General features: G+C 65.5%; 11 protein-coding genes. 9 read left to right on the top strand and 2 right to left on the bottom strand.

The window, feature by feature from the left end; translation table 11 throughout:
• The first annotated feature begins 140 nt into the window (after positions 1-140).
• The 4 genes from cysK (at position 141) to cysE (ending at position 5,686) form a co-directional block, all read left to right on the top strand.
• On the top strand, positions 141-1,118 hold the full coding sequence (gene cysK, locus BDD21_RS23130; protein ID WP_120799174.1) for a cysteine synthase A: 978 nt from the start codon (positions 141-143) through the stop codon (positions 1,116-1,118).
• A 640-nt stretch (positions 1,119-1,758) separates the two neighbouring features.
• A complete protein-coding gene (locus BDD21_RS23125) occupies positions 1,759-2,685 on the top strand; it encodes a family 2A encapsulin nanocompartment shell protein (protein ID WP_211335138.1) in 927 nt (308 codons plus the stop codon).
• A complete protein-coding gene (locus tag BDD21_RS23120) occupies positions 2,660-4,531 on the top strand; it encodes a family 2A encapsulin nanocompartment cargo protein cysteine desulfurase (protein WP_245969765.1) in 1,872 nt (623 codons plus the stop codon). The genes BDD21_RS23125 and BDD21_RS23120 overlap by 26 nt, the downstream gene beginning before the upstream one ends.
• Before the next feature lie 291 nt (positions 4,532-4,822).
• Positions 4,823-5,686, top strand: a complete 864-nt coding sequence (gene cysE / locus BDD21_RS23115) for a serine O-acetyltransferase (RefSeq protein ID WP_170164876.1) — start codon at positions 4,823-4,825, stop codon at positions 5,684-5,686.
• Positions 5,687-5,692: 6 nt separating this feature from the next.
• Here cysE and BDD21_RS23110 read toward each other — a convergent pair whose 3' ends face one another.
• On the bottom strand, positions 5,693-6,250 hold the full coding sequence (locus BDD21_RS23110; protein ID WP_245969974.1) for a thioredoxin family protein: 558 nt from the start codon (positions 6,248-6,250) through the stop codon (positions 5,693-5,695).
• Positions 6,251-6,726: 476 nt separating this feature from the next.
• On the opposite strand from BDD21_RS23110, the gene BDD21_RS28070 reads away from it, so the two are divergent.
• The 4 genes from BDD21_RS28070 to BDD21_RS23090 all read left to right on the top strand — a co-directional run bounded on the left by BDD21_RS28070 (position 6,727) and on the right by BDD21_RS23090 (position 10,759).
• On the top strand, positions 6,727-6,885 hold the full coding sequence (locus tag BDD21_RS28070; protein WP_170164874.1) for a hypothetical protein: 159 nt from the start codon (positions 6,727-6,729) through the stop codon (positions 6,883-6,885).
• Positions 6,886-7,358: 473 nt separating this feature from the next.
• Positions 7,359-8,135 carry an enoyl-ACP reductase FabI gene (gene fabI / locus BDD21_RS23100; RefSeq protein WP_120799169.1) on the top strand — a complete coding sequence of 259 codons (777 nt, stop codon included), beginning with the start codon at positions 7,359-7,361 and terminating at the stop codon, positions 8,133-8,135.
• 3 nt (positions 8,136-8,138) lie between these two features.
• Positions 8,139-9,548: a bifunctional enoyl-CoA hydratase/phosphate acetyltransferase gene (locus BDD21_RS23095; protein WP_120799168.1), complete on the top strand. Its 1,410-nt coding sequence runs from the start codon at positions 8,139-8,141 to the stop codon at positions 9,546-9,548.
• Positions 9,545-10,759: an acetate/propionate family kinase gene (locus BDD21_RS23090; RefSeq protein WP_120799167.1), complete on the top strand. Its 1,215-nt coding sequence runs from the start codon at positions 9,545-9,547 to the stop codon at positions 10,757-10,759. Before BDD21_RS23095 ends, BDD21_RS23090 begins: the two co-directional genes overlap by 4 nt.
• Here BDD21_RS23090 and BDD21_RS23085 read toward each other — a convergent pair.
• Entirely contained in the window at positions 10,756-11,595 is an 840-nt protein-coding gene (locus tag BDD21_RS23085; protein ID WP_120799166.1) for an EAL domain-containing protein, read from the bottom strand. The genes BDD21_RS23090 and BDD21_RS23085 overlap by 4 nt on opposite strands.
• A 289-nt stretch (positions 11,596-11,884) precedes the next feature.
• Here BDD21_RS23085 and BDD21_RS23080 point away from each other — a divergent pair, with 289 nt between their 5' ends.
• On the top strand, positions 11,885-12,616 hold the full coding sequence (locus BDD21_RS23080) for a phosphoadenylyl-sulfate reductase (RefSeq protein WP_120799165.1): 732 nt from the start codon (positions 11,885-11,887) through the stop codon (positions 12,614-12,616).
• The last annotated feature ends 123 nt before the right edge of the window (positions 12,617-12,739 follow it).

Below are 12,739 nucleotides of genomic sequence, written 5' to 3'. Positions count from 1 at the left end.
TCGTTTGCAGTCTCGCTGCATAGCATCGGACTTTTTCTTGGTTCGGATCCGTGCGGGCGATCGTTAGAGTGCACAAGCAATTTGAAGTGTGGCGCGGCGCTGCACCATTGGCCAGGCCGACACGGCTTGAGGAGGATTCGATGTCCAGTTGGTTTGCAGACAATGCGCAATCGATCGGTCACACGCCGTTGGTGGCGCTCAACCGCGTCACCGATGGGGCTCCGGCGCGGGTGCTGGCCAAGATCGAGGGCCGCAATCCGGCTTACTCGGTGAAGTGCCGCATCGGAGCGGCCATGGTATGGGATGCCGAGCGGCGGGGATTGCTCGGGCCGGGCAAGGAGCTCATCGAGCCGACGAGCGGCAACACCGGCATCGCGCTGGCCTTCGTCGCCGCAGCGCGGGGGATCCCGCTGACGTTGACCATGCCCGAGACCATGAGCCTCGAACGGCGCAAGCTCCTGGTCGCCTTCGGTGCCAACCTGGTGTTGACCGAAGGGGCCAAGGGGATGGGCGGCGCCATCGCCAGGGCCGAGGAGATCGCCGCCTCCGATCCCGAGCGCTATGTCCTTTTGCAGCAGTTCAAGAATCCGGCCAATCCGGCGATCCACGAGACCACGACCGGCCCGGAGCTCTGGAAAGACACCGACGGGAAGCTCGACATCTTCGTCTCGGGTGTCGGCACGGGTGGAACCATCACGGGGGTCTCGCGCTATTTCAAGCAGACCCAAGGCAGACCGATCCTTTCGGTTGCGGTCGAGCCCGAGGCAAGCCCGGTATTGACCCAGGCCCGCGCCGGCGAACCCATCAAGCCCGGCCCGCACAAGATCCAGGGCATCGGCGCCGGTTTCGTCCCCGATGTGCTCGACCTCGAGCTGGTCGATGCGATCGAAACCGTCAGCAACGAGGACGCCGTCCGCTACGCGCTGCGCTTGGCACGCGAAGAAGGCATCCTTGCCGGAATCTCCTGCGGGGCCGCCGTGGCCGTGGCGGTGCGCCTGGCGCAGCGGCCGGAGCATGCCGACAAGACCATCGTGGTGATCCTGCCGGACTCCGGTGAGCGTTACCTGAGTTCGATTCTGTTCGAGGGGCTCTTCGACGCCACGGGTCTGGCGCTGTGAGCCGGCCGGACAACATTACCCCCCTCAACAACAGCGTCCAGGCGACGTGGAATCCTGACCCCGTGGCGGTCCCGACGGGGACCTAATCCCCGCCGAGGTGGGGCAGTGGGCGCGAGCCGGAGCTCGACGCCGCTCCGGGGGCATAGTTCGGCCGCCGTTGCCGCGGAGGCCGAGTCCCTGACTCCGGGGTTCGGTGCGCCGGCGACCGAGGGGATTGTCCCGGTCATCCGTCCGGTTTCGGCCAATGGTCTGCCAGGGATGCCCGCACCCGGTCTGCCGACCAAGCTCCCCGACGCCTTGACGCTAAGTCGCTGAGGCTGCCTGGGGACGACGATCTTCAACGCCTGTTGGTCGGCTTCGACAGGCGCCCGTACCGTTTTAACGATGGGTTGCCCGGCCGCTCAGTCCCACGGTTCTACTTCCTGGACCGACCGGCGGTCTGCTGGTGGTCCAGGAGGCCATGGGAAGGATCAGGCACACCTCCCACGACCGGGTCACCCGTTCGGCCGATGCTCCGCGCCCGCAGCCAGGGGCGGGGCAGGCGGAAGATGACCGGTCAGGTACATATTTGCCCCCAGCCGGGGGTAACGACATGTCGGCCCGGTGCCTGTGCCGGCCCGCATCACTTCAAGAGGTCATGATGGCTCAGCAGATAAATCACCACGCACTCGGCGACACCGCCGCCCGACAACTGGCCAATGCCACCAAGACGGTTCCGCAACTCGTCACCATCACTCCGCGCTGGCTGCTTCACCTGCTGCCTTGGGTGCCGTTGGAAGCGGGCATTCTGCGCCTGAATAAGGTCAAGAATCCGCAACAGGTCGAGGTCGCGCTCTCGCACCGCGACGAGGCCGAGCTGCCGGAGACCTTCGTCGATTTCGAAGAGAATCCGCGCGAGTACGTCCTCAATGCACTGACTACGGTCGTCGATATTCATACCCGGGTCTCCGACCTCTACCGCAGCCCGCACGAGCAGATCAAGGAGCAGCTGCGCCTGACCATCGAGACCGTCAAGGAGCGCCAGGAGCACGAGCTGATCAACAATCCGGATTACGGTCTGCTCGCCAGCGTCGATCCCGGCCAGAAGATCACCACACTTGCGGGTGCGCCCACTCCGGACGACCTCGACAACCTTCTGGTGAAGCTGTGGAAGGAGCCCGCCTTCTTCCTCGCCCATCCGCTGGCGATCGCCGCGTTCGGCCGCGAGGCGACCCGCCGCGGGGTGCCGCCGCCGACGGTCAGCCTGTTCGGCTCCCAGTTCATCACCTGGCGCGGGGTCCCGCTGATCCCCTCGGATAAGCTGCCCGTGGTCGACGACAAGACGCAGATTCTGGTCCTGCGCGTGGGCGAGGCCCGGCAGGGCGTGGTCGGGCTCTTCCAGCCCGGCCTGGTCGGCGAGCAGGGGCTCGGGCTGTCGGTGCGTTTCATGGGGATCAACCGTCAGGCCATCGCCTCCTATCTGGTCTCCCTGTACTTCTCGCTTGCGGTCCTCACCGAGGACGCCCTGGCGGTGCTCGATGGCGTGGAGGTAAGCAAGTTCCATGACTACGCACATACCTACAAGTGATCGGTTAGCCGGGCTGACGGGGCTCATCGCGGGCGCTCTGCCGCCCCAAGGTCTGGATGAAGGCTTGCTGGACCGCCTGGCCGCCATGGCCACGAGCGCCTTGGGCGCCACCGCCGAGGCGACATTCGCGCTCCCCGCCCGGGTCTCGGGCGGGCCGACGGCCGCGCAAACCGCGATTCCCGCGGGGGGCGGGGCCGAGGTTCCAGGGTTCGAGACCGTCCCGGTACCGAGCACGGCCGGCGCGATCGCGCCCGCGGATCTGACCACCGGCTTCGTCGCTGATACATTGTACCAATTGCCTCCAGGGGCATTCACGGCACAGCTTCCGGGTCGTGACCAAACCGGTCGGTCGGGCACCCTTCCCGGTCTCCTCATCCCACGCACCTACGGGCTGCCGGAGGAGGATGAGCTCAGGGACCGGCTGGCCGGGGTCGGGAGGTCGCCGCCGCGGTCGACGGAGGCGCCGCAGGGACGGCAGCAGCCCTCGCTCTTCTACTTCGTGGACCCCCACGCAGCCGCCCCGGACGAGCGCGCCTTGGGGACCCTCGTCGGCGAGGCGCATCCCGGGTTCGATATCCGGGCGGTCCGCCGCGACTTCCCCATCCTGAACGAGCGGGTCCACGGCCGACCGCTGATCTGGTTCGATAATGCCGCCACGACCCAGAAGCCCAACGCGGTGATCGAGCGCCTGGCCGAGTTCTACCGCCACGAGAACTCCAACATCCACCGCGCCGCGCACGAGCTGGCGGCGCGGGCGACCGAGGCCTACGAGGACGCCCGCCGGACGGTCGCGCGCTTCCTGGGGGCCTCATCGGTGGACGAGATCGTCTTCGTGCGGGGGACCACCGAGGCCATCAATCTGGTCGCCAAGGCCTGGGGACCCCGCCACGTCGGTCAGGGGGACGAGATCGTCGTCTCGCTCCTGGAGCACCACGCCAACATCGTGCCCTGGCAGCAGTTGGCCGCTCAGGTCGACGCGCGTTTGAGGGTCATCCCGGTGGATTCGAGCGGTCAAATCCGGCTCGACGAGTACCGGAAGCTGCTGAACGACCGCACCAAGCTGGTGGCCATCAGCCAAGTCTCCAACGCGCTCGGGACCATCACACCGGTGCCCGAGATCATCGAGCTGGCCCATCGGGTCGGGGCGCGGGTCTTGGTGGACGGTGCCCAGTCGGTCGCCCATCTGGCCGTCGACGTGCAGGCCCTGGACGCGGATTTCTTCGTCTTCTCCGGTCACAAGATCTTCGCTCCGACCGGCATCGGTGCCCTCTACGGAAAACCGGAGGTCCTCGAGGCGATGGAGCCCTGGCAGGGCGGCGGCAACATGATCGCGGACGTGACCTTCGAGCGCACCCTCTACCAGCGCCCGCCGGCCCGCTTCGAGGCCGGTACGCCCAACATCGCCGATGCGGTCGGACTGGCCGAGGCCCTGAGGTACGTGGAGCGGCTGGGACTGGCCAACATCGCCCGCTACGAGCACGATCTCCTGCAGTACGGCACCCAGCTCCTGCAGGCGGTGCCGGGGCTGCACCTGATCGGCACCGCGCGGGAGAAGGCGAGCGTGCTCGCCTTCGTGCTGGACGGCTACAGCCCGGCGGAGGTGGGGGAGGAGCTCAACCGCGAGGGGATCGCGGTGCGTGCCGGTCACCACTGTGCTCAGCCGATCGTGCGCCACTTCGGGCACGAGGCGACGGTGCGGCCCTCCCTTGCCTTGTACAACACGGTGGATGAGCTCGACAGCCTGTCGCGGGTGCTCCACCGGCTGGCCAAGGGCCGGCGGACTCTGGTCACGCCGGGACCCGAACGGGTCCAGGAGTTCCCCAAGCGCCGGCTCTTCGGGGAGTAAGCCGGCCCCGTGTTCACTCGCCTGGATGCCGATTGGCCTGACGGCGGGTCAGCCAAGATGAAGGAGCCAGCGCCTCCCGGCCGGGGGCGTGGCCTTGGAGGGCCGAGATACGACCTGCGCGGCGCGGTCCCTCTCCCTGCAGCGGGAGAGGGATCGAAAGGGAACCGGTCTCGGGCCGCGTTCGCCTTCTCTCGATCAAGGGTATTCAGCGATTCGGCCGGTTGATCGCACCGGCCACGGAAATCACCCTTTTCGAGCCCGTGATGACACCGACTTGAGGTTTAAGAATCCGTGACACATTCAAGGTTGGCCCGTCTGGCGCTTGTTCCGCTGGATCAGCCGGAGCAATTTTCCGACGCACTCTGGAGCCGGCTGCGGCGCGAGGCCCAGGAGGCCTATGTCGCGTCGCCTATGCTGGCGCCGCTGTTCTTCGATTCGATCCTCAACCAACCGAACTTCGAGGCGGCGGTGTTCCACCGCATCGCCGCCCGGCTGAAGAACGACGTCATCCCGCTGTCGCTGATCGTGCGGGCCTTCCACCGGGCGCGGATCGCAGAGCCAGCGATCGCCGAGGCGCTCAAGGCCGACATCTCCGCCGTCTTCGAGCGCGACCCCGCCTGCGAGCGGTTGATCGAGCCCTTTCTGTATTTCAAGGGATTCCATGCCATCCAGGCGCACCGGCTCAATCACTGGCTGTGGTATCGCCACGAGCGGGATTTCGCGCTCTTTCTGCAAAGCCGATCCTCCGAGATCTTTCAGACAGACATCCACCCGGCCGCGCACATCGGGCAGGGGGTCTTCCTCGACCATGCGACCGGCCTGGTGGTGGGAGAGACGGCGGTCATCGAGGACGACGTCTCGCTCCTGCAGGACGTCACGCTGGGCGGCACCGGCAAGGAGGCGGGCGATCGGCACCCCAAGGTGAGGCGTGGCGCCATGATCGGCGCGGGGGCCAAGATTCTCGGCAACATCGAGGTGGGTGAAAACGCCCGCGTGGCCGCGGGCTCGGTGGTCCTGCGCGACGTGCCTGCTTACTCCACGGTCGCCGGGGTTCCCGCCAAGGTCGTGAGAACCGCAACGCCCGACGAGCCATCCCGCGGCATGGACCAGGAGCTCAGCGACCTGTTCTACACGTCTTTTTCATGGACGATCTGAGACGGATCAAAGCGTCGGGCGCCAATAGGCGAACGGAGTCTCTTCATATCCCCGCTCGGTGACATAGCGACCCATCCGGATCCAAAAATCCGGTTTGGCCTTTCCGCCGATCTTGCGTACGAGCGGGATGCCATCGAGGCCAAAGAGCACCATCGTCGGCAACGCAAACACCCGTTGTCCGCGCGCGAGCTCCGCTGAGGTGGTTGTGGTGCCGTCGAAAGTCCGCAGTGGTCGAGACTCATCGGCATACACGCCGATGGTAACGAAATGTCGCTGGTAATAACCGCGCAACGCGGGATCGGTCAGGACACCGGCACGCAATCTGGCGCAGTCGCCGCAGCCGTTCATTTCGAACAGCACGGCAACGCCGGAACGGCCCTCGCGATGCGCCCTCGCGACGGCTTCGGCGAGATCGTCGCCGACTGGAAAAAGTGCGTTCCCGGGGACCGGCGTCGTGGCTTCGGCATGTGCTGCGTGACCATCCCCTTGCGCCGCAGCGCCTCGAGTTAAGGCGACTGTAAGCAGCGGCGGGAGGATCAGCCCAATCAGGACCATCAGGATCATCAGGGTCAATGCTTCGCTTCCAAGCGAGCCGAATGTCTTTCTCCTGCGGGGTCTCATCGTGGTCTCCTCAAGGTAGCCAGAATAGTGCGCGGTGGCGCAGGCGTTCGAGCAGGGTCATGGCACCCGGGTCACGACGCCGGTATATAAGGATGCCGGCGACCATGCGGGATAGTGGGCGTCGTCGGCGCAGTACCGGACAAAGCGGCCCAGTCCCGCGTCGGAGCCCCATCCGCATGCCGAACGAGATGCGGTGCAGACGCGCCGGAAAGCCCGGCCCTACGCGGCGTGCAATGCTGCCGCGGCTTCGCACGTTCCAATCCGCGTACCCATGGAGACCGCTTCTCGCTTTCGTCCATCAAGGCGTAATGGCGCAATGATGGATGGCAGTGCGTCCGCGAACCAACCAATCGGTTGCGATAATCAAATCAAGAAAAAGGCATTAGACATTCCGCTGCGCACGCAGATCGGGCGTCATCATGAATCCGGAACTGGAGAGGGTATTGCAGGTACTTGCCGACCACCGGGAGGTGATGGATGTCCGGAGCGCCGGGAGCGGCCAGAGGCCGGGCGTCGCCGATCCCGAAGAGCTCAAGGGTCCGGGGACTCTGGATCGGCTCGGCGAAGGACAGCTATAGCCCGGCGGAGGTGGGGGATGAACCTAATCGTGAAGGAATCGCGGTCCGTGCCGGCCATCACTGCGCACCGCTCCTCCAGCGCATCGTTCACGAGGCGACGGAGGCCCTCGCTCGCTTTCAACAACACCCACGAGGAGATCGACACCCTGGTCCGGGCGCTTCGACAGCTTTCCCGCCTGACCTTGTCGATCAGAGGGCGTTGAGCCTCGGTTGGTGACGCCGGGTTAACGCGGCTTCCAAAGGGCTCGCGCGGTTCGGGCAGAGATGCCCGGGATCGCGTGCGCGTGCGTAGAGCGACTGCGCGATCACATGCAAGCGACGGCACAGCCGCGCTAATGCATCACTTCCGATAAGCATTTCGCTATATGAGAAAAGGCGGATGCGGCCGGGTTGTTAGACTTTGTTGCGTTGCAGCATGACGCCGTAACCGGGTTCGACCTAGGCAATCCGTCTCACATCTCGAGAGTACATTTATGTCCGCAGACCCATTCTCCCTTCACGGCAAGACCGGCATCGTGACCGGTCTTGCCAACGCCGACAGCATCGCCTACGGATGCGCGCGCGCCCTGCACCAGGCCGGTGCCGAGTTGTTGCTCACCTACGGAAGTCCCAAAGCCGACAAGCATGTGCTGCCGCTGGCAGCCGAGCTCGGCGACGCCGAGGCGCTGCTGTGCGATGTGCAGGAGGATGCCGGGGTCGATGCACTGTTCGCGCGCGCCGCCGCACGCTGGGACAAGCTGGACTTTCTCATCCATTCGATGGCTTTTGCCCTCAAGGACGACCTGCACGGGCGGGTCGTGGACTGCTCGCGCGAGGGCTTCGCGCTGGCCATGGATATCTCCTGCCATTCCTTCATCCGGCTGGCGAAGCGCGCCGAGCCGCTGCTGAAGGAGGGCGGAACCCTCATCACCCTGTCCTACTACGGGGCCGAGAAGGTCGTGGACAACTACAACCTGATGGGGCCGATCAAGGCCGCCTTGGAGGCATCGGTGCGCTATATGGCGGCCGAGCTGGGTCCGCGGGGAATCCGCGTCCATGCCATCTCGCCCGGTCCGATCAAGACCCGTGCCGCCTCGGGCATCGCACATTTCGATCAGCTGCTCGAGAGCGCCGAGTCCCGCGCCCCGCTGCGCCGCTTGGCGACTAGCGAGGACGTCGGTCGCACGGCCGTCTACCTCGCCTCGCAGGCCGGCAGCGGTCTGACCGGGAGCACCACCTATGTCGACGCCGGCGTCAACGTGAGGGCCTGAGCCATGGATACCGGAGCCGAAAAGACCTTCATCGAGAACCGGACCTTCGACGAGCTGCAGATCGGCGACAACGCCAGCATCGAGCGTCGTCTCACCATGGACGACATCAAGCTGTTCGCCGTGATGTCGGGCGACGTGAACCCGGCCCATGTGGACGAGGATTTCGCCAAGAGCAGCCGCTTTCAGGAGGTGATCGCCCACGGCATGTGGGGCGGCGCGCTCATCTCCACCGTGCTCGGCACCGAGATGCCCGGCCCCGGCACCATCTATCTGGGTCAGACGCTGCGTTTTCGTGCCCCGGTTGGGCTCGGGGATGTCATCAAGGTCACGGTCCGCGTCTTGGAGAAGGACGCCGAGAAGAAGCGTGTCACCTTCGATTGCCGCTGCACCAACCAGAACGGTCGCGATGTGGTCGAGGGTGTCGCCGAGGTGTTGGCGCCCGTCGAGAAGATCCGCCGAGCACGCACGATCATGCCGCGGGTGCGGATGGCCGAGCGAGCGAAGCTGCATGAGCTGCTCGATGCCGCGACCCAGCCCGAGCCGGTGGCGATGGCGGTCGTGCATCCGGTGGACGCCCAGTCGCTGCTCGGTGCCTACGAATCCGCCCGGGCGGGACTCATTGTTCCGGTTCTGGTGGGTCCGGAGGCGCGCATCCGTCAGGCTGCCGACGAGGCGGAGGTGGATATCGCCGGCTTCCGGATTCTCGACGTCCCCCACAGCCACGCGGCCGCCGAGCAGGCTGTGGCGCTCGCCCGCAGCGGTGCGGTGCATGCCATCATGAAAGGCTCGCTGCATTCCGACGAGCTGCTGCGCGAAGTGGTGCGGCGCAACTCGGGTCTGCGCACCGAGCGACGCATCAGTCATGTCAGCGCCTTCGATGTGCCGACCTACCCTCGACCGCTGTTCATCACCGACGCCGGCATCAACATCGCCCCGACCCTGGAAGAGAAGATCGACATCGTGCAGAACGCCATCGATCTGGCGCATGCGGTCGGTATCGCCTTACCCAAGGTCGCGATCCTCTCGGCAGTGGAGACCGTCAACCCCAAAATCCGCTCGACCGTCGAAGCGGCGGCACTCTGCAAAATGGCGGAGCGCGGCCAGATCTGCGGCGCGCTGCTCGATGGTCCGCTGGGCTTCGACAACGCCGTGTCCGAAGCGGCGGCGGCGACCAAGGGCATCGTTTCGCAGGTCGCCGGGCAGGCCGACATCCTGGTGGCCCCGGACCTCGAATCGGCCAACATGCTCGTCAAGCAGCTCACCTATCTGGCGGACGCCACCGGCGCCGGCCTGGTGGTCGGGGCACGCGTGCCCATCGTGCTCACCAGCCGCGCGGACGACGCCATCACCCGCCTGGCATCCTGCGCCCTGGCCCTGCTGCTGGCGCAGTACCAGTTGAAGAAGGCTCCATGAGCGGCGATCTGCTGGTCATCAACAGCGGTTCGTCGAGCATCAAGTTCGCCGTCTTCGGTCAGGACGAAGGGGAGGGCATGGATGCCTTGGCGCCCCGCTACCGCGGGCATTTCTCCGGGCTTGGCGACCGGCCTCGTCTGCTCATCAAGGACGGCGCCGGCAGCACCCTGACCGATGAGGCACCGGCGGCGGAGTCGGCCGAGTCGGGGCGCTTCGGTCATGCGGCCGCAGTGCAGCGCTTGCTGGCCTGGTTGGACGGGCAGCCCGGTTTCGAGCGGATACTGGCCATCGGTCATCGGGTGGTGCACGGCGGACGGGAGCATCGCGAGCCGGTGGTCCTGGACGCCCCGACCCTTGCCCGGCTCGAGGCACTGACCCCGCTTGCGCCCCTGCATCAACCCCGGAGTCTGGCTCCGGTGCGTTTGTTCAACGCGCTCTGTCCCTCGGTGCCCCAGGTCGCTTGCTTCGATACCGGCTTCCATACCAGCCAGTCCTGGGTTGCTCAAGCCTATGCGCTGCCGCGACGTCTGAGCGAGGCCGGCATTATTCGCTATGGCTTCCACGGGCTGTCTTACGAGTATGTCAGCCGCCGATTGGCGCAGCATCTCGGCGGGCCGCAGACCGGACGTGCGGTGATGGCCCATCTGGGCAACGGGGCGAGTCTCTGCGCGGTGCACGACGGTGTGAGTGTCGCCTCCAGCATGGGCTTCACGACCCTGGATGGCCTCCCGATGGGCAGCCGTTGCGGTTACCTGGATCCCGGCGTGGTGCTTCACCTGCTGCAGCAGGAAGGTTTGACGCCGGAGCAGGTCGGCAAGCTGCTCTATCGGGAATCCGGTCTGCTCGGGGTCTCCGGCATCAGTGCCGACATGAGCGTCCTGCTCGCGAGCGGCGAGCCTGGCGCTCGCGAGGCCATCGAGTTGTTCGTGCATCGCATCGTGCGCGAGGTGGGGGCACTGACCGCGGTGCTCGGGGGCTTGGATCACCTGGTCTTCACCGCCGGTATCGGCGAGCACGCCGCGCCGGTGCGTGAGGCGATCGGCAAGGGTTGCGGCTGGTTGGGGTTGACGCTCGACGCGGCCGCGAACGCCGCCGGGATAGACCGCATCAGCAGCGCCGACAGCCGCGTGGGAGCCTGGATCATCCCGACCGACGAAGAGTGGATGATCGCCCACCACACCCGGCGTCTGTGCGCCGGGAGGCCCGGCTAAGCCGAAGGGCGCAAAGACTGAAACCCGGAGGGGGTCGGATGACCGACCAGATTTCCCTGCACGGCGTCCGCCCCCGTATCGCGTGCCAGGGCCAGCTGCTCGAATGTCTCGATTCCCTCGAAGACCGTCAGTGCGCCGGCATCGTGAATGATGCTGAACAACCCTGGGAGAAGCCGGCGCATGCCGGCGTTCTCGCTTGCGGCCGCGATCAGGTTTCTGTCCAACTTGACATGGTCGGGCTGGAAGCGCCACAGACGATCCAGTTTGGAATATTGCCGACCGAAATCGACGATCGCGATGCGGTATCCCCGTTCTCGATAGTTGTTCATGGCCTGCTCAAGATGCGGCACATCGTCGAGACCGCTTTCCAGGATTTCGAGAACGACCCGCGTCGGCGATAGCCCGCAGTGTTCGAGGATGGAATCGAAGAATGCCCCGTGACCTTCGGAGACGGTCCGAAGGTGTTGTGGATAGAGGTTGAGATAGAGGTCGCCTTCATTGCTCGGTCGCCGGCGGCTGAAGTTGACCGCATGCAAGGTGCGGCACAAGCGGTCGAGCCGAACCATTTGCTCGGGATCGTCGGTCAAGGCAAAAACCGCTTCGGGCGCCAGAGACCACCGATCGTCGGCGCGGGCGCGCAGGAGTGCCTCATACCCGATCACGCAGCCGGAGTCGGCATCGGCGATCGGTTGGAAGGCGCTGGTGAGGCGCACCCCCATGAAGTGCGCCTCCAAGTGTCCACCGACCTCTCGGAATGGCTCCTCCAGAGCGATCCCTGCGCGCTCCAGCAGATCGTGGAGCGAGTCGTCCTGCGTGTTCGGCTTGGCTGCCGACATGGCACTCTCCTCATTCAGGGTTTAGGCCGCAGTCTGCCAAGCCGCACGCGCTGCGCCAACGAACAAAATCTTCGAAGGTTATTCATTCCGCCAACCGTCGACCGGGTGCTGTAGCCGGGTCGACGCCTTTTATGAAAAAGGGTCATATGTAAATAATTGCATATGCATTCCATTTCTTATCCTTCGGCTGCAGACTCCTGCAACGGGTCGGATCCCTAAAATGAGATTCCGGCCCCGAGCCCTCGCGACATTCGAGGGGATTGCAAATGGGACTGCCCGGATTCTCCCTATGACTGATCAGCCGATCCTTTTCCATCGCGACGACGACGCCCATGGTGCCTTCGTATGCGTGCAGTCGAGCAACGCCCACCTCGAGTCGCTCGATGCGCAGGCGCGCGTCGCCTGGGCCCTGGGGCATCTACCGAGCGCGCATGTGCTCTCGTCCAGCTTCGGCGTGCAGGCTGCGGTCATGCTGCATCTGGTCACCCGGGTGATCCCGCGGATCCCGGTGATCCTGATCGATACCGGCTATCTCTTCCCGGAGACCTACCGCTTCGTCGATGCGCTTGCCGAACGGCTGGATCTCGACCTGAGAGTCTACCGCCCCGACATCTCCGCGGCTTGGCTGGAAACACGGCACGGTCGACTCTGGGAGGGAGGCCGTGAGGGCATCGAGCACTACAATCGGGTCAATAAGGTCGAGCCCATGCAGCGTGCCCTGAACGAGTTGGGCGTCTCAACCTGGTTCGCCGGACTGAGACGGGTGCAGGCCAGCACGCGCAGCGCGTTGCCTGTGCTCCAGGTCAAGGACGGACGCTACAAGGTCCATCCGATCGCCGACTGGACCGACCGCGACGTCTACCGTTACCTGAAGCGCCACGATCTGCCCTATCATCCCTTGTGGGAGCGTGGCTATGTCTCGGTCGGGGATTGGCACTCGACCGATCCGCTGCGCCCCGGCATGTCGGCCGAGCAGACCCGCTTCTTCGGACTCAAGCGCGAGTGCGGTCTGCATGAGTAAGCCACAGCCCCTCAACGCTCCCGCCACACCGTCTAATAGAGATCGTGCCGGCGGTCCTTTAGATTCTAGTTGCGCGCGGCACGCAGCGCCTCAAGGCGTAGATCGGCGAAGGCGACGGTCTCG

The organism is Thiocapsa rosea (assembly GCF_003634315.1).
GTDB classification, from domain to species: Bacteria; Pseudomonadota; Gammaproteobacteria; order Chromatiales; family Chromatiaceae; genus Thiocapsa; species Thiocapsa rosea.
Note: the sequence above shows the minus strand (reverse complement) of the source record. Positions and strands in the feature narration are given on the sequence as shown.

What these genes read in the sequence shown, in the direction of transcription:
- BDD21_RS28070 (WP_170164874.1), top strand. Translation starts at nt 6,727, where the DNA reads ATGAATCCGGAACTGGAGAGGGTATTGCAGGTACTTGCCGACCACCGG.
- BDD21_RS23110 (WP_245969974.1), bottom strand. Translation starts at nt 6,250, where the DNA reads ATGATCCTGATGGTCCTGATTGGGCTGATCCTCCCGCCGCTGCTTACA.
- BDD21_RS23085 (WP_120799166.1), bottom strand. Translation starts at nt 11,595, where the DNA reads ATGTCGGCAGCCAAGCCGAACACGCAGGACGACTCGCTCCACGATCTG.
- BDD21_RS23080 (WP_120799165.1), top strand. Translation starts at nt 11,885, where the DNA reads ATGACTGATCAGCCGATCCTTTTCCATCGCGACGACGACGCCCATGGT.
- fabI (WP_120799169.1), top strand. Translation starts at nt 7,359, where the DNA reads ATGTCCGCAGACCCATTCTCCCTTCACGGCAAGACCGGCATCGTGACC.
- cysK (WP_120799174.1), top strand. Translation starts at nt 141, where the DNA reads ATGTCCAGTTGGTTTGCAGACAATGCGCAATCGATCGGTCACACGCCG.
- BDD21_RS23125 (WP_211335138.1), top strand. Translation starts at nt 1,759, where the DNA reads ATGGCTCAGCAGATAAATCACCACGCACTCGGCGACACCGCCGCCCGA.
- BDD21_RS23095 (WP_120799168.1), top strand. Translation starts at nt 8,139, where the DNA reads ATGGATACCGGAGCCGAAAAGACCTTCATCGAGAACCGGACCTTCGAC.
- BDD21_RS23090 (WP_120799167.1), top strand. Translation starts at nt 9,545, where the DNA reads ATGAGCGGCGATCTGCTGGTCATCAACAGCGGTTCGTCGAGCATCAAG.
- BDD21_RS23120 (WP_245969765.1), top strand. Translation starts at nt 2,660, where the DNA reads ATGACTACGCACATACCTACAAGTGATCGGTTAGCCGGGCTGACGGGG.